Origin of the sequence: Colwellia sp., from assembly GCF_013215345.1 — a bacterium.
Lineage (GTDB): Bacteria > Pseudomonadota > Gammaproteobacteria > Enterobacterales > Alteromonadaceae > Colwellia.
This window is the reverse complement of sequence record NZ_JABSOV010000041.1, coordinates 16,292-33,108: the sequence shown is the minus strand read 5'-3', so window position 1 is coordinate 33,108 and position 16,817 is coordinate 16,292. Positions and strand designations below refer to the sequence as shown.

Annotated in this window: 17 protein-coding genes; 5 read left to right on the top strand and 12 right to left on the bottom strand. The window is 38.3% G+C overall.

Annotated features, from left to right (window positions below):
- The 3 genes from HRT50_RS08430 to HRT50_RS08420 form a co-directional block, all read left to right on the top strand.
- On the top strand, positions 1-575 hold a 575-nt coding region (locus HRT50_RS08430), incomplete at its 5' end, for an NnrS family protein (protein WP_291613354.1).
- A gap of 139 nt (positions 576-714) precedes the next feature.
- Positions 715-1,668 carry a D-2-hydroxyacid dehydrogenase gene (locus HRT50_RS08425; RefSeq protein ID WP_291613353.1) on the top strand — a complete coding sequence of 318 codons (954 nt, stop codon included), beginning with the start codon at positions 715-717 and terminating at the stop codon, positions 1,666-1,668.
- Between the two features lie 205 nt (positions 1,669-1,873).
- The gene (locus tag HRT50_RS08420; RefSeq protein WP_291613352.1) at positions 1,874-2,458 is read left to right on the top strand and encodes a GNAT family N-acetyltransferase; all 585 of its coding nucleotides are present in this window, start codon (positions 1,874-1,876) and stop codon (positions 2,456-2,458) included.
- A gap of 61 nt (positions 2,459-2,519) precedes the next feature.
- Here HRT50_RS08420 and HRT50_RS08415 read toward each other — a convergent pair whose 3' ends face one another.
- Positions 2,520-2,822 carry a hypothetical protein gene (locus HRT50_RS08415; RefSeq protein WP_291613350.1) on the bottom strand — a complete coding sequence of 101 codons (303 nt, stop codon included), beginning with the start codon at positions 2,820-2,822 and terminating at the stop codon, positions 2,520-2,522.
- Between the two features lie 170 nt (positions 2,823-2,992).
- Here HRT50_RS08415 and HRT50_RS08410 point away from each other — a divergent pair, with 170 nt between their 5' ends.
- Positions 2,993-3,898, top strand: a complete 906-nt coding sequence (locus tag HRT50_RS08410; RefSeq protein ID WP_291613348.1) for a hypothetical protein — start codon at positions 2,993-2,995, stop codon at positions 3,896-3,898.
- A gap of 17 nt (positions 3,899-3,915) precedes the next feature.
- On the opposite strand, the gene ung is transcribed toward HRT50_RS08410, so the two are convergent.
- The 10 genes from ung to HRT50_RS08365 form a co-directional block, all read right to left on the bottom strand.
- Positions 3,916-4,593, bottom strand: a complete 678-nt coding sequence (ung, locus tag HRT50_RS08405; protein ID WP_291613346.1) for a uracil-DNA glycosylase — start codon at positions 4,591-4,593, stop codon at positions 3,916-3,918.
- Between the two features lie 157 nt (positions 4,594-4,750).
- Positions 4,751-6,055, bottom strand: a complete 1,305-nt coding sequence (gene thrC / locus HRT50_RS08400) for a threonine synthase (RefSeq protein ID WP_291613344.1) — start codon at positions 6,053-6,055, stop codon at positions 4,751-4,753.
- A gap of 81 nt (positions 6,056-6,136) precedes the next feature.
- Positions 6,137-7,120 carry a homoserine kinase gene (gene thrB / locus HRT50_RS08395; RefSeq protein WP_291613342.1) on the bottom strand — a complete coding sequence of 328 codons (984 nt, stop codon included), beginning with the start codon at positions 7,118-7,120 and terminating at the stop codon, positions 6,137-6,139.
- The gene (thrA, locus tag HRT50_RS08390) at positions 7,120-9,597 is read right to left on the bottom strand and encodes a bifunctional aspartate kinase/homoserine dehydrogenase I (protein WP_291613340.1); all 2,478 of its coding nucleotides are present in this window, start codon (positions 9,595-9,597) and stop codon (positions 7,120-7,122) included. The genes thrB and thrA overlap by 1 nt, the downstream gene beginning before the upstream one ends.
- A 376-nt stretch (positions 9,598-9,973) precedes the next feature.
- Entirely contained in the window at positions 9,974-10,981 is a 1,008-nt protein-coding gene (locus HRT50_RS08385; protein ID WP_291613338.1) for a GGDEF domain-containing protein, read from the bottom strand.
- The gene (locus HRT50_RS08380) at positions 10,981-11,589 is read right to left on the bottom strand and encodes a chemotaxis protein (protein ID WP_291613337.1); all 609 of its coding nucleotides are present in this window, start codon (positions 11,587-11,589) and stop codon (positions 10,981-10,983) included. Before HRT50_RS08380 ends, HRT50_RS08385 begins: the two co-directional genes overlap by 1 nt.
- Positions 11,586-11,951, bottom strand: coding sequence for a response regulator (locus HRT50_RS08375; RefSeq protein ID WP_291613335.1), 366 nt, complete (start codon positions 11,949-11,951; stop codon positions 11,586-11,588). Before HRT50_RS08375 ends, HRT50_RS08380 begins: the two co-directional genes overlap by 4 nt.
- Before the next feature lie 320 nt (positions 11,952-12,271).
- Positions 12,272-12,412 carry a hypothetical protein gene (locus tag HRT50_RS18850; protein ID WP_367238864.1) on the bottom strand — a complete coding sequence of 47 codons (141 nt, stop codon included), beginning with the start codon at positions 12,410-12,412 and terminating at the stop codon, positions 12,272-12,274.
- 79 nt (positions 12,413-12,491) lie between these two features.
- Entirely contained in the window at positions 12,492-13,247 is a 756-nt protein-coding gene (locus tag HRT50_RS08370) for a M48 family metallopeptidase (RefSeq protein ID WP_291613333.1), read from the bottom strand.
- Positions 13,248-13,277: 30 nt separating this feature from the next.
- On the bottom strand, positions 13,278-13,655 hold the full coding sequence (locus HRT50_RS08365; RefSeq protein WP_291613331.1) for a YebG family protein: 378 nt from the start codon (positions 13,653-13,655) through the stop codon (positions 13,278-13,280).
- Between the two features lie 486 nt (positions 13,656-14,141).
- On the opposite strand from HRT50_RS08365, the gene HRT50_RS08360 reads away from it, so the two are divergent.
- Positions 14,142-14,486, top strand: a complete 345-nt coding sequence (locus tag HRT50_RS08360) for a DUF3718 domain-containing protein (RefSeq protein WP_291613329.1) — start codon at positions 14,142-14,144, stop codon at positions 14,484-14,486.
- Positions 14,487-14,554: 68 nt separating this feature from the next.
- On the opposite strand, the gene mrcB is transcribed toward HRT50_RS08360, so the two are convergent.
- The gene (mrcB, locus tag HRT50_RS08355) at positions 14,555-16,774 is read right to left on the bottom strand and encodes a penicillin-binding protein 1B (protein WP_291613327.1); all 2,220 of its coding nucleotides are present in this window, start codon (positions 16,772-16,774) and stop codon (positions 14,555-14,557) included.
- Between the last annotated feature and the right edge of the window lie 43 nt (positions 16,775-16,817).

Sequence of the window (16,817 nt, the reverse complement as noted above, 5' to 3'; positions counted from 1 at the left end):
TAACACCGTTACCTTGGTTAGATAAAGCAGCCAATGGCAGTTTAGCAATTGCCATGTTCAGTTTACTGTTACAGCCTTTAGTTGGCTCTTCTACAGTCTTTTTTGGTGTCTTACTTATTATTGCCAGTATATTTCAAACTATGCGTTGGTTAAGATGGCGACCTTGGATCACTTTAAACGTACCACTTTTATGGTCCATTCACGGCGCGATGAAATTTATCTGCTTTGGTTTGTTTGTTCTCGGGCTAAGTTATTTAATCCCCGAAGTACCAAGTAACCATGTATGGCATTTACTCACTATTGGCGGTATGGGCGGTTTAATTTTAGCGATGATTTCGCGGGTTTCTTTAGGTCATACCGGCCGCCCACTAACACCACCGAAATCGATGACATTAGCTTTTATCCTTATTAGTTTAGCGGCACTGGTACGTACTTTCGGCCCTTGGGGATTACCCGATAAAACTTTACTATTTATTGATATCAGTGGTGCTTTATGGATTGGTGCATTTGTTATATTTATTGTCAGCTATGCGCCTATGTTAATGAACGCAAGAAAAGATGGTCGACCTGGCTGAGGTGATTTACACTAAGTGATTAGCGAAGCACCCATACCGATTTATGATTAATGAGCCCGTTAGTATTAAATATACTCGCTGGCTTATTTTTTCAGCCATAAAACACTATAACTAATCCCCTAACCCATTGAGTACACACATGCGCGCGGTATTTTTAGATAAAGACACTTTCAGCTCTGCCATTGACTTTTCTATCATTGAACAACAAGTTAGTGAATTAAGCTGTTATGCCAAGACCTCCCCTACTGAAGTGATCAACCGTTGCTTAGACGCTGAAGTCATTATTACCAATAAAGTACAATTAACTGCAGATATTTTATCCGACTTACCTAAGTTAAAACTTATTTGTATCAGTGCCACGGGTTATAACAATGTCGATATTGATGCCGCTAGGTCTTTAAATATTGCCGTCACTAATGTCAGTGGTTACGCTGGGCAATCTGTTGCTCAATACGTTTTCGCGCAATTACTTGAGTATTATCAACAAACAAGTCATCACAATAACAACACTGCACAGGGTTTATGGTCAACAAGCGCTGCTTTTTGCTATCACGGTAATGGCTTTAGTGAGTTAGCGGGTAAAACACTCGGTATTATTGGTTACGGTAATTTAGGTAAAGCCGTTGCCTTAATTGCACAAGCATTTAATATGCAGGTGCTGATTAGTGAGCGACCAAAGGCTACAACGGTTAGAGCAGGCAGGGTGGCTTTTGATAAGCTAATAGCGCAGGCGGATATTATTAGTTTACATTGCCCACAAACCGCTGAAACAGAAAATCTTATTGATGCAGAAGTTTTATCGACTATGAAAAATACTGCAGTGTTAATCAATACTGCCCGTGGCGCACTCATTGATGAGCTAGCTTTAGTGACTGCTTTAAAGAATAAAGAAATTGCTTATGCTGTGCTCGATGTTTTGAGCCAGGAGCCACCGCCAGCAGAGTACATATTAATTAATAGTAAGCTAGAAAATTTGAAAGTAACGGCTCATATTGCCTGGGCAAGTATTGAAGCGCAAATGCGACTCATTAATTTATTGAGCGAAAACATTAGTGCCTTTAAGCAAGGAAAACGCTTAAACCGTTTAGACTAATTAAACTCAGCTAAGTGTTTAAATTTTCACACTGAAACGACCGGCTATAATTATAACTAGAATTTTATTCCTGAATTCTCGCTATAACTTATCTCGGTACTTACTTAGTAACTTACCTAGGCTCTACCTAGAAACTTAGCTGCAACTTATTCGCAGCTTTGCTATCTTAGCCTAGAGTAATCAATTAAGTGCCTTAAGACATTCTATGACCAATAACAAAGATACTATTCGCTATTTACCTTTAACCTCAGCATATTTTTCACAAGTGATAACCCTGGCCAATCAAGTGCACGGTGAGGGTTATTTAGATGATGAAAAAATAAAACAGTGGACCAATAAAGGCATAGTAAATGCTGTTAACTGTAGTTTTGTCGCTTTACTCGATAATAAACTGGTTGGCTTTCGTAATACCTATTCAGCCAACCAATGGTCAATAGATCAATGGTGCAGTCCAGGGTTATGGCAAGTTAACAGTCAAAAGTGTTGTTACTTTAAATGTAATACCGTAGATGAAAAATACCGCGGCTTAGGCATAGGTAAACAACTACTTAAACTTGCCATCGAAGCAGCACAACAGCAAGGTGCTCAAGCAGGTATAAGTCATTTATGGAAACAAAGCCCTAATAATAGTGCAGTGTCCTATTTCAGTAAGTGCGGCGGAAAACTAATAAAGTCACACCCCGATAAGTGGAATGAAGACAGTAAGCAAGGTTATGAGTGTGTTTTATGTGGCCATGATTGTCATTGTGAAGCCGCAGAGATGATTATTCACTTCAATAGCAAACCATAAGAACTTGATATATAGTAATATTTATATATAAAATGGTGTGCAGTGATTTTTCATGATGCAACTAAATGATATGAGCATCATCGTTAAGCTGCTCAGCTAAGTGTTTAAAGATATCTTCATTAAACAACGCTAAGCCGGCTTGGGTAAGAATAAAAGATGAGGCACTACCTACCTCATGAGCAATAATATCTTCATGACGTAAAAAGGCAAGCGTGCCTATATGAGCTGCGCGTTTATGGACATCACCCTCAGACTCAGGACAAATATCATTAAAACCAATTTCAGTCGGCGTAGGAAAATGCTGCGCTAATACTTTAAGTATAACTACAGCCGACTTATCAAATTGGGTGAAACTAACACTCATTTTATTTCCTTTATTTTTCAAAATATCCTCTATATACAAAATATAGCAGAGTAAAATCATTTATAAAACCGATAGCTACCCTCCTAACTAACATTTTTATCCTCTTGAATTATACTCAAATGACCCGCTGTGCTTTTTACTCGCTAAGTTTCATTTGCTGGAAGAATATTATGTTATTGCTATTACGATACTTCTGCCAATGTTTGATTACCTTACATGCCACAACAACGTTTTCATTTGAGCAAATATCCCCACCTTCAGCTGCTAATAATCTGAAAATAACCTGGATAATTGAAGATACTTTTGAGTGGCAAGATTATATCAATAAAATATCTAAAACCACTTCACAAGAAACTGCTACCATAATCATGCGCGGTTTAGGAGAGCTTGGTTATCAATTAGATTTTGTTAAAGCGACCGGCGATAGAGCTGAGAGAATGTTACATAACGAAGTTAGTGCCTGCATCTCCAGCCGCATAAAAAATACCACACGTGAAAAATTCTCTATTTTTAGCCTACCACACGAAATTTACCTTGGGCAACAATTATACCGACTAGCACAGGCTTCGCCCTTAAATGAGAACGTATTAAATAACCGAGGAGAAATCATCAGCTTAGCGCGATTGTTTGGCCACTACCCTGCACAAGTATTGGCTATTGCAAGTGGAGTTTCATATGGCGTAAGGATAGACCAACAAATAGCAGAACTGAGTAATAATAATGTTTTTATACGTGCTGGAGCCAATAGAATTTCATCGTTAATGAATATGTTACTCAAAAATAGAATTGATTATATTATTTCTTATCCCCAAGACATCAATATCATTAACCGAGATGATGTGCATCTAGAAAGTTACACTATTGCTGACAGTCCACTCTATTTTATTGGTCACGTTTCTTGCTCAAAAACAGCATCAGGACAGAAAATAATTGAGAGTATTAATGTCATACTTCAACAAGCATATCTTAACAATGAGCTTTATTTTGCCCATGAAAAGTGGTTGCTCACTGCTGATTTACCTAAGCTTCGAAAATACTACCAAGAAGTGTTTCATTTCTTACCTAGTGCTTACTAACACCAAGCTATTTTAGCTTATATTTCTATAGGTAATTGCCAATCAATTTGCTTAAGTCCCTGCTTTGTTAACCAAGCATTCGCTTTTGAAAAGTGCTGACAACCAAAAAAACCTCGATAGGCTGATAATGGTGAAGGATGTGGCCCTGCTAAGACTAAGTGTTTTTCTTGGTTGATCTTTTTACCTTTTTTCTGGGCATGTGCTCCCCAAAGAATAAAAACACAGCCATCATTACGCTCATTTAACTCATTAATAACTTGCTCAGTAAACGTTTCCCAGCCTAATTTGGCATGAGAGTGAGCATTAGCTTGCTGTACGGTTAACACTGTATTAAGCAATAACACGCCTTGCTCTGCCCAAGGTGTTAAACAGCCATGTTTTGGCGTAGCAAAGCCCTTGATATCCGTCACCAACTCTTTATAAATATTCACCAATGATGGCGGCACTTTAATGCCCGCTTGTACTGAAAAGGCTAAACCATGGGCCTGATCTTTGCCGTGATAAGGATCCTGGCCAAGAATAACCACTTTAACATCGGTTAAATCAATATGATTGAAGGCATTAAACACCGCCTCTTCAGCCGGGTAAATTGGCACGCCAGCCATTCTTTGACTTGTTATTTCGCTCGTCAGTGTTTGAAAGTACTCTTTGTTAGCTTCACAGTTAAGTAACTGCTGCCATTGGGGTTTGATCATATTTATCCTAAAACTTATGCCTTTAAAGTGATGCCCGAAATTAAAAGCTAAAAAAAGCCATCACCTAAAGTGATAGCTTTTCTTAGTTTACTTTATTTTTATATTGTTAAACATTATAAAAAATATAAAACAATACTAAATGATACTACTTACCCGGCTACGCTAGAAGATAACTACGTAAATCACTAAAGTCGGTCGAGAGATCTTGAGATAAAATAGGCTCGCCGACACAATCTGCCAATTCTTTTGGTAAGCCAATAGGTTGACCCAGAATACTTTCTACAACTTCTTTGAATTTCGCCGGATGAGCTGTGCCTAAAAAGACACCAAACTCCCCTTCCACAGCACTGTATTGTAGCGCTTTATAAGCAACAGCCGCATGCGGCTCACTAATATAACCAAGCTTACTTAACTGAATTACCGTTGACTGGGTTTGCTCTTCATCAATAGCTACCGAGCTGACACAGCCTTGTGTAACAATGCCGCTTTTCAGCATATGTTCTACTCGTGGCCAGTTGCTCGGATTACTAACATCCATGGCATTTGAAATAGTCGCTACGGTTTTATTGACTGTCCACTCCCCTGTTTCAAGATAACGTGGCACAGTATCATTATCATTAGTTGCAGCAATAAAGCGCTTAATTGGCAAGCCCATCGCTTTAGCAAATAAACCCGCTGTTAGGTTACCAAAATTACCACTTGGAATTGAGAATACTATATTACTTAAATCACTTTTTACGCGAGATAATTGCGCTACTGCTTCAAAGTAATAACATACTTGCGCCAGCAATCGACTGATATTAATTGAGTTTGCTGAGTTTAAGCCAATAGTATTAGCCAGTTCTTTATCATCAAAAGATTGCTTAACTAACGCCTGACAGTTATCAAAATCACCTTCAATGGCTAATGTTTCAATATTACCGCCTAGGGTGGTAAACATTTTCTCTTGCAGTAAGCTGATTTTACCTTTCGGATACATAATCACCACACGAATATTATCAATGCCATGAAAAGCATGAGCGACGGCAGCACCGGTATCGCCAGAGGTCGCAGTTAAAATGGTTAAAGGCTTAGTTTCACCACTGGCTTTCGCATCTTTGGCAACAAATACTTGTAAACATTTCGCCATAAAGCGAGCACCAAAATCTTTAAACGCTAATGTAGGACCGTGAAATAACTCTAAAATAGCTCGGTCAGGGCTAATAGGTTGTAATAAAGCGGGGAAGTTAAAAGCATCGGTAACAATCTCTGTTAATTCACTTTTACTTAAATCATCGCCCACAAAGGGTTGTAAAATTTTAACGCTACGTTCAACTAAAGGCAGTGCCAGTAATGCTTCAATGTTATCTAATTTAGGCATAGTACTAGGAAAAAATAGTCCCTGATTTTTACCTAAGCCTTGCTTTACTGCTTGGGAGAAACTTACCTGTTCATCATTTTCTTTTAAATTATAATATTTCACTGTCATTCCTATAATCTGTTACTGAATTGTTTAGCTTTCGTACTTAGATCTGATTAATGCCAATCGTTATTAAACTATCAGCTAAAGCTCAGTTGCACCCACTTGATCTACTTTACATACGTGGACAAAACCTAATGTGGTTTGTAAATAATTATCTTGTAACCATAGGGCAAATTGCTGTGCTTGCTGCTCGCTATCACAAACACAAAATAGTGTCGGTCCTGAGCCTGAAATACCAACGGCTAAAGCGCCTTGTGCAGTCAAATAGTCTCGAGATGTTTGATATCTTGGTAACAAATTTGTGCGATATGGCTCAGCAACAACATCTGTTAATACAGAAAATGCTTGGCTCTTATCTTGACGATGGCAGGCATCAACAAAAGTTGCTAAATTCTGACCGAAACGGATCAGGTCACTACGACTATAATCCGTCGGTAAAACCTCCCGAGCAGCTTTAGTTGATACTTCTATGCCTGGATAGGCCATAACATAGAAGCAATCATCAAAACTTGGTAAAAGGCGCGAGATGACGTTTTCATCGGGTACCATTAATTGCAAACCACCTAAATAACAAGGCGCAACATTGTCGTAATGGATGCTGCCACTAATTTTACCTTCCATTTGTCCGGTCATTTTTAATAAGACATTTTTAGCAAAGCTAAAATTATGGTATTTAGCATAAAAAGCATTTAACGCGGCTAGCGCGGCAACAACTGAGCAGGCACTTGAGCCTAAGCCGCTACCAACGGGCATTTTTTTATCTAAAGTCAGCGCAACACTAACGGGAGTTTGCTCTGCCTTTATTAATTGCTCGTTAAAAAGTAATAAACATGACCAAACAATATTATCTTCTTTATTACTCGGTAACTTGTTAGCAAAGTTACCCATCACCGTTAAGCTATTTTCTGCTGTTGTCGCCGATACGCTAACAACATCGCCTAATAAGGTGCCATCAATAGGCTTTACTGCTAATCCTAAGACATCAAAACCAACACTAACATTGCCGATAGAAGCTGGTGCAAAAACTGAGACACTTGTTGAAGAACTAGTATTATTAACAGACATTAGTGTTGTTGCTCCCAAGCTAAGGTTCTTAATAAATCACCAAAAACACCGGCGGCCGTAACGGCTGCCCCCGCGCCATAACCCCGTAAAACAAACGGCAGCGGTTGGTAATAGCGACTATGGATAGCTAAAGCATTTTCACCATCTTTAATGCTATAGAGTGGGTGGTCAATACCAACGGCTTCAATTGATACTTGGCATTTTCCATCAACAATATTACCGATATAACGTAATACTTTACCTGCTGACTTTGCACTGTCTACACGCTCAGCGAAGTCACTATCAAGCTTGCTTAAGTTAGTCATAAACTTACTGATATCACCACTATCATCAAAATCAGTGGGTAATACTGACTCGATAGAGATATCAGATAGCTCTAATGGCATTCCCGCTTCACGGGCCATAATTAATAACTTACGCGCAACATCCAGACCACTTAAATCATCACGAGGGTCTGGCTCAGTAAAACCATTTTCCTTGGCTATGGCGGTAGCTTCTGATAACGACATACCTTCTTCAAGCTTGCCAAATATATAAGATAAAGAGCCTGATAACACCCCTTCAAAACGTTGTAATTGATCGCCAGCTTTGATTAAGCTTTGCAAAGTATCAATAACAGGTAAACCAGCGCCTACAGTTGTTTCGTATAAGAAACGGCGATTAGTTTGCTGCGCGGTAGTACGTAGCTTTTGGTAATATTCCCAAGAATCTGTATTTGCCTTTTTATTGGGTGTGACCACATGAAAACCTTCCGCTAAATAATCGACATAGCTCATTGCTAGGGCTTCATTAGAGGTTGAGTCAACAAATACAGGATTGATTAAATGATTATCACGGACAAAGGCTTTTAAGTTCTCAACATTAACAGGTAATGTTTGCTCTGCCTGAGCAACAACTTCTTGCCAGTTATTTAAATCAATACCTTCTTTGTCAAAAACCATGCCTTTGGAGTTAGCAATGCCATAAACTTTCAAGACGATATTTTGTTCTTTTAAGCTCGCTTGTTGACGAGAAATTTGCGCGATAAGTTCACTGCCAACAACACCACAGCCAACTAGAAACACATCAATGGTAGGTTTGTGAGAAAAGAAGTTTTGATGGCTAACTTTCATCGCATCCATACATTTTCTTTGCTCAACAACAACAGAGATACTACGCTCTGATGAGTCTTGCGCTATGGCAATTACATTAACTCGCGCTTGCGCTAATGAGCTAAAGAATTTAGCTGCTACGCCGCGCTGGTGATGCATACCATCGCCCACCAGTGACACTATGGATAATTCACCCTTTAACGATAAAGGTTCAAGTAAGCCATTTAACAACTCTAATTCAAATTCATCTTGTAAGCTTTGTTTAGCAAGTTCGGCATCACTAGAGTAAATACAAAAGCTAATACAATACTCACTGGACGACTGGCTTATTAAGACTAAGGAGATATTTTCTCTACTCATGGTAGCAAAGACACGACTCGCCATGCCAACCATGCCCTTCATACCCGGCCCTGAGACATTGACCATAGTTAGGTCATCAAGATTAGAAATCGCTTTAACACGCTTTTGTTGATCATTTTCACTGGAGATTAAGGTACCTGGCGCGCTGGGGTTACTGGTATTCTTAATTAAACAAGGGATATGGTATTGCGCAATTGGCCCTATGGTTTTAGGGTGTAAAACACTGGCACCAAAATATGATAGCTCCATGGCTTCTTGATACGATAAATAATCCAGTAACTTTGCTTCTTTGATATAACGAGGATCGGCATTATAAACACCATCAACATCCGTCCAAATTTCACAACACTCTGCTTCGGCACAAACGGCTAATACCGCAGCCGAGTAGTCAGAGCCATTACGCCCTAATGTCGTTACTTGTGGCATACCACCATTAATGTCAGCATTTACGCCAATAAAGCCAGGCATTAATGCCACCTGGCTCAATTTATTGTATTCACTGGTGAATTTTTCTTTCGATAAAACTAAATCTGCCACGGCGTTCAGGGAGGAATTATTAGTATATAAGAACTTTTCCGGTGCTAATAAAGAAACCTGCAAGCCATAAGCTTGTAACACGGCATCAAGTATTGCCACGCTTAAGCGCTCACCGGTACTAATAATGCGAGCACGAATATGAGCAGGGCAATAGGTTAGTAATGTCGCCCCTTGCATATAACGCTCAAGTTGCTGTTCATAATTGGTCAACGCTTGCTTACAATGTTGATTATTAAAATTTGTAATACTTGCTGATAAATCATCAATAATTGTGGTTATTGCGCGATTAAAGTGACCTAAATCGGTTACCAGCTTTGCTTCATCGCTAATATTTTCAGCCATAGCAACTAAGTGATTGGTAACACCTTGTGGCGCTGATACAACTACCGCAACTTTTGAAGATTTACTTTTGTCTTTGATAATATCAGCAACTTGACGAAAACGCTCTGCAGACGCTAATGAAGAGCCGCCAAATTTAAGTACACGCATGTTTTTTTCCTTGGTAAAGAACAATAAAGAGAAACTCTTTTGTCAGTATGGCTATTAGCCGTCAATTAACTTTAGAGTTAAAACTCTTCATCGTAAATATAAAAAAGCCCGTAACCTTTTCAGGTCACGGGCTTCGATAAAATTGTTATTTTTTACACGTTAGCCAGCGACCGCCATCCTAATAAGGGTGGTGGTGGTAATAATAATATTGGTATTGTGGCTGTTGCTTATATTCATAACTCTAAAATGCCTTAAGTAAAGATATCTGTCAATCATTAATAACAATAAATATTAAATAAAACGTTATAATTTATGCATAAAAGCTTACTTTTAACGGTTCTTTTGCATAAAATTAAAGCTAACTCTGATATTTATGCTAAGCAGTCGCCATGTTAGTGGCACTACAGACTTGATTTCGCCCTTGTGCTTTAGCTTGATATAAAGCTAAATCCGCATGAGTGATTAACTCTTCATAACTTGAGGTCTGCTCACTAAGCGGGGCAACACCCAAACTCACTGTTACCTTGATAACCTGACCATTATACTTTAACGGGGCTGTTGCAATACTATGGCAAATACGCTGGGCAAGCTCCATCGCGCCAGTTAAGTTTGTTTCAGGTAAAATAATGGCAAACTCTTCGCCACCATAGCGACCAAAGATGTCTTCAACTCTCAGCAAAGAACTAATTAAAGCACTGATTTCAATTAACACCATATCACCGCATTGATGACCATAATTATCGTTTAGTAACTTAAAGTGATCTAAATCAAGCATCATCAGCGAAAGGTTCTTGGTATGTCGGCGTGACTTTGCATATTCTTGAACGAGTGAATCTTGCCAATGCCTACGGTTATAAATTTGGGTTAAGCCATCAATACGGCTCATTTGAGCGAGCTCTGCTAAGGTCTTTTGTAACTGGCCTTGGTAATGACATACATCGGTGACATCTTCAATTAAGATGCAGATATGTTTATGCTCGCAATCAGTATCTATCGGCAAAAAAGTACAGTTTTGTGCCATAAATTCACTATCTGTGGTGATTTGTCTAGTGTGAGGTAGTTCGAATAAGTGATGTCTTTGTTGCCAAGAACAAAAGCTTGGAGTATTGAGCTGTAAAACAGCACTTAACTTTCGGCTTAACCAACGTTCAGGCAATTCAGGGAAGGCAATAAATATAGACTGACCAATGATATTAGCGGCATCTTTATCTGTATGTACTTGCAGAAAACGATTCCAAAGCACAATATTAAATTCAGCATCTAATACCAAAACCCCAGTATTTATCTGATTGGAAATTTGCGTATTTATTTGTTTAAGCACAGTCCCAGACAATGCCTGTTTATTGGTGCTCTTTTCGCTTATAAGCGCATTAAAATCTAACATTAAAACTCTGCTAAAATCCGGTCGAGTACCTTTTTGATATTAATTATTGCGGTTTCGGGGATCAATAAGATCATATTGCAATTAAAAGAATAATCAGTGACTTGATAATTTATATTTATTTTTAACGCTAGGTCCCAATTAAAGGTCATTTCCTGTAAATGTTCTGACAAACAGTTTTGCACACTTGGCAATAATTTAGGGGCATTATAAGACATTTGGTTGTCTATTTGCCGAGCAAATACATTCAAAAAAGTGGTTGTTAAAATAGAGCTAATATCAATTAATTGTTCATCCTGTGATAACTCATCAGGCTCATAACCGAGTAAATCACCAATTCGACCTGAGTCTTCTTCTTGATAAGAAAGTAGCGCCTCACCCCGTATACCTTCATAACCAAAGAAACCTTGGCTTACTACAGCCATGGTATTTTTCTGCTGACTCAAGGTTTGTAATAAATCTTTTGCATCAATGCTTTCAATGCTTGGTACTTTCAAATAAACAAAGGTGTCAAGATAACGAGCAAGTTGGTCACTTGCTTGACCCATAGCAATATTTATTAGCTCTTGCAGGCAGTCTTGCTGGTCTTCAGTTAGGTGAAATTCACTCATAAAAGGCCATGCTGCTGTAAGTGGCTGATTAAAACATCGGGTTTCACCGGCTTACGTATAAACTCTTTTGCCCCTAGAGCTTTCACCTTAGCTTGCATTTCCGGTTGAATATCCGCTGAAATAACAAATACACTGCAGTCAAGGTTCAATTTTTTTATGCCTTGTAATACACCAATACCATCAATACCCGGCATAGTGAGATCAAGAAATAACACTTCAATGCTATTATCACGCAAAATAGTTAGGGCTTCAGCGCCATTGCTTGCTATTTGAGCTGAGGTTTTCCATTGCTCAGGGAGGCTTCTAAGCACTTGCTTTCTAGCCATATTAGAATCATCACAAATAAGTACAGACGGACTCATACAAGAAAGGACCTTAAATATTATTATTTTATTAAGGATAATTTACCCTAAAAAAAAGCAATTGTTAATCAACAATTGCTTTTTTTTGTGCTACTGAGCCAATAAAGATAAAACTAGCCGGCTCAACCTGAAGGTATAATAGATTTTTAGTGACTACTAAAGTGAATAATCAATGAAATTAACAGCTAATAAGCTTCGCTTACAAATTTAGAAACTTTATAGTCAACTGAAGAGACTAACCGCCAACAAAAAATGACGCACAAGCGAGAGAGAGTATTGCTGAACTGCTATAAACAGTAATAATTTTGATACTATGTAAATTAATTTTCATCACAATGCCTTTTCAAACTTGAATTAAAAGAGGAGAAATAGTTATACCAATTCCAATAAGTTTTTTCCCACTGAGTGAGAACTAACTTAATGGACTTGGTATTAATAAAGTGATTATAATTCAAGAGCACTGGGGAAAGTGTAGTTAATGGTTGGTGCTTTGTCTAAATCTATGATTAAGATCATGGAACTTGAGGTGTTTTGTATTCTTTAGCTAGGGTTTAGCCAATATAATTGTGATTGATGATGACTAAGCCATTGCTTGGCTTTTTGATAATTAGGAGAGTGTTGTTTAACCAATTGCCAAAAACTTTTAGAATGATTAAGGAATTCTAAATGACACAGTTCATGAATAATAACATAATCAATGACAAATAACGGTGTCATCATTAAAAAGTAATTAAAGCTTACTTCACCACGATTATTACAACTGCCCCAACGTGCTCGATATTGGCGAATATTTACTTTTGTGGGTGTTAAAGACGTTTGTTCACTTATGACTTCAAGGCGCTCAATAATAAGTTTTTCCGCTTGCTGCTTAAAATAACCTTCTAATTGTTTTTTTACTTGTTTAGTTATTGCTAGATCGCTAGCTAGTTTAGTGCTGACTCGATTACTAATCACAACATTAAGTTGTCTGGGTGCAGGTTGTTGTATACGCGATAAATCCGTATTAGTTACTAGTTTCTCAGCAAAGAAAACCCTCGCTTGTTTTGCTGTACCTATATTAAGGCTTACTTGTTCGCCTAAAAAAAGCAAACTTGCGCCTTGGCTAAAGTCACAAAACTTAGCAATGCTTTGTTGCTCAATTAACTTTGCTTGTAACCAAGCTGACTTTTCTTGAATAAAAGTATCTATGAAAGCTGATTTAACATAATGAGGCGCACGTACAGTCACTCGACCATGCTTAACCTGTAAGCTGAGTGTCTTTCTACGTTTACTGCGGATAAGCTGATATTCAAGCATAAAAAACTAGCCACAACACCTTATCATTGATTAACTTGCTGCACTTAATTTTGCTGTCGCGGTTTTAGCTTTGCTCTTTTTTACTTTAGCGGTAGAACTTTTCTCTTCACTTTTAACAACTTCAGCTATAGGTGCAGCAATTATTTTTTCAGCTGGCTTTTTAACCGTTGTTTTTGTCGGCTTTTTAGCCAACAGTGCCACGAGTACATCGTCTCTATGTTGCGCTAAATAAATACTTAACTCTTCATTAGCACTATCACTTAAGGCTACCGGAGATTGAGAGAAAACTTGACTTAAGTTATCAGCCATATCCAACATTTTGTCATATTCATCTGCTGATTTCTTATCCATAAATGTTTTCGCCTCTACCCCGTTTCTAATCACTACAAACCGACTTTCAACTGCCATTAGTTTTCCCCATTCCTACATTTGAGCTCAATTAGCGCTCGCTACATCGTTATGAACTTAATACCAAAGGCATTAAATTAACTTATTTCCCGATAATTTTAACTACAATAACACAGTACCAACGGAAACTGTATGTAAAAACAGTATGTAAAAACAGTTAAAAGGTTATTTAAACAGCACTAAGGCTACTAAATTTTTATAGGCTTAGTCAATTACCGCAAGATTAATTACTTCTACAGCAAGTTTCGTATGTCAAATTACCACCAAATGTAAATATTAATTTCAGCTAAATCCTAAGTTAAATGTTGAATAAACAAGCAATCAATCACTTAGCAAAAATCTAGCATTAAACAATTGATTTTTACTTACATCCTCTGGGTGGATGGTTACAACTTTTAACTAAAAACAGGCCACTATTATGGTGTGCATTACATAACGAGGTGCATAAAACACTAACGAATTATAAAAACACTTTGGAGAATTACCATGACTACGATTAAAAAAACTTTAGTTGCTCTTGCTGCCTCTTTACCCCTGATAGCTATCAGCTTACCTAGCCAAGCAGCAATGGACCCCTATTTAGAAAATGCATTAATTAATGTTTGTAAAGCCGCTAAGAGCAATAGTATTTTAAAACTTAATAGCACCACAAAAGGGTACCGTCTCAAAAATAAAACCGTAGCATTAAAATTAGTCTGTAATGGTCAAGATGTCATTAGCTTTGCTGAAAGTTATGGCGCAGATAAAACCGCAGCTAGACTACAACAAAGTATTGGTAATGTGAGTATTACTGATGTTGCTGCATTATCAAAAGTTAAAGTAACTTTTTAAGATGATGGCTAAATAAGAACGCTCAACAGGATATTCTTGAGCGTTCATATTTACGGTTAATGCCATAACTACTCACCAAAGACCTTCTCAAACCAAGAGCGCTGATCAACTTTCTCTTGTAGACACTGCTTAGAAGTAATTATTCCTGCTCTAACAGCAGGATAAATCACTGTATTAGCACACTCCTCGGTAACGGCATTACCTGTTTGTTGCTCAAACAAAGTGATAACTATACCTTCAGGTTTTTCTGTAACCTTATTTACCACACCTTGTTTTTTCATAAAGTTGGCGAATAATGTTAGTGCACCGCTACTGCCTGTTAATCCTGTAGGTGCGTTATTATCTTTTCCTAGCCAAGTAGTAACTAGATGGCTATTGTCATAGCCGACAAACCAACTATCACGTAAGGCATTGCTGGTACCCGTTTTACCCGCGACCATGTGATTATTTAAACGCCAAGTCAGTGACTTAGCCGTGCCCGTTTGGGTCACTTGGGCAAGCGCATAATCGAGTAAATATGCGGTATTGGTAGATAACCGCTGTTCACTTAGTTGCTGCTGTTGCCATAGCGTCTCATTTTTAGCAGACAGTATTTTGGTGATGGTATGACTCTTTTGCGCATAACCTTTGCCAGCAATGGTTAAATATAATTGATTAACTTCCAAGGGCGACATGTTAATTGCGCCTAATAATACTGACGGGCGCATTTTCAGTTTATGCTGAAAGCCTAAAGCTTTAATGGTATCGGCAACATTATCTAAACCTAAGCTCATACCAAGGTTAATCGTTGGTATATTCAACGAGTAGACCAAGCCCTCAATTAATGAAACTTGCCCACGATATTTACCATCATAATTCTTTGGTTGCCACTTTTTACCTGAGCCACTTTTTAAGGTTATTGCCTTATCATCAAGGATAGTAGCAAAGTTATACTCTTGAAAACGCTCTAATGCCGCAGCATAAATCGCTGGTTTAATTAAAGAGCCTATGTGACGTTTAGCGTTAACTGCTCGATTAAAGCCCGCATAACCACTTTCCCTACCGCCAACCAATGCTCTAATTTCACCACTAGCAATATCGGTGACCACCATAGCGACCTCTAAACCACTTTGTTTATATTGTCGTTCTAGCCGTGGTAATTGCTCGGCAACACTTTGCTCTAATAATTGCTGACTGCGATGCGAAAAGCCGGTAAAAACTTTAATACCTGATTTTTGAGTAAAACTTGAAATATGTCGATTAAGTTCGGCATTAACAAGTTGCAAATAAGCGGGATAATTTTTTTTAGCAAAGCGCCTATGTGACCGAATAGATAAAGTAGACTCCGCAGCTTGTTCAAAGTCTGCCAGTGATAACAAGTGTTGCTCAAACATTAACCTTAAAACAAGATCACGGCGCTCAATCGCACGTTCAGGATGACGCCAAGGGTCGTAGTAACTTGGTCCTTTGACTTGTGCTATCAATAAAGCCATTTGAGCATTACTTAATTGATTAATTGATTTACCAAAATAAAACTGTGCGGCCAAGCCAAAGCCATACACGCCATTGGCATAGTTTTGACCCAAATAGACTTCATTAATGTAGGCTTCTAATAGTTGGTCTTTGCTGTACCGATATTCTAAAATTAATGCCATCAGTGCTTCTTTAATCTTGCGAGAAAGTGTTCGCTCTCGACTAAGAAACATATTTTTTGCCAACTGCTGCGTTAAGGTACTGCCACCTTGTACGGTACGTCCGGCTCGAATATTATTAATTAGTGCGCGAAAAATTCCTACAGGTGAAACACCATGATGGTGATAAAAATCGCGGTCTTCAATTAATAATAAAGTATCTATTAACTGACTAGGAAGCTCTTCAAGGGACACCAGTACACGGTCTTCCTTATTATCAGGCACTAAACGCGCCAATAACTGTGGCTCTAGGGTTAGCTGCGCTACAGCTTGTTCATCGACACTCAAAGCAGCCACAATATCACTGACAACTTCAATACTTAACTGCTGCGCATGACCTACGCCATCGGCAAAGTCAAATGGACGTTGAAAAATGGCTAAGCGCTTTTTGGATAAAGCAAACTGCCCAGACCGAGTAACATATCTAACTTTTTTATAGCCATTAAGGAGCAGTGACTCCGCTATTTCTTTTAGATTAGCACGCTCACCTAGTTGTAATGTTTGCAGCTGACCATATACTTGCACTGGTACATGCCAGCGCTGTCCTTCAAACGTTTGTCGGATCTTAGCATCAAGGTAAATTGAATAAATCCCTAGGGCAAAAATGAGCGAAATCATTAATTTACCTAAGGTGATTGCGATTCGAGCGAAAAGAGAACTT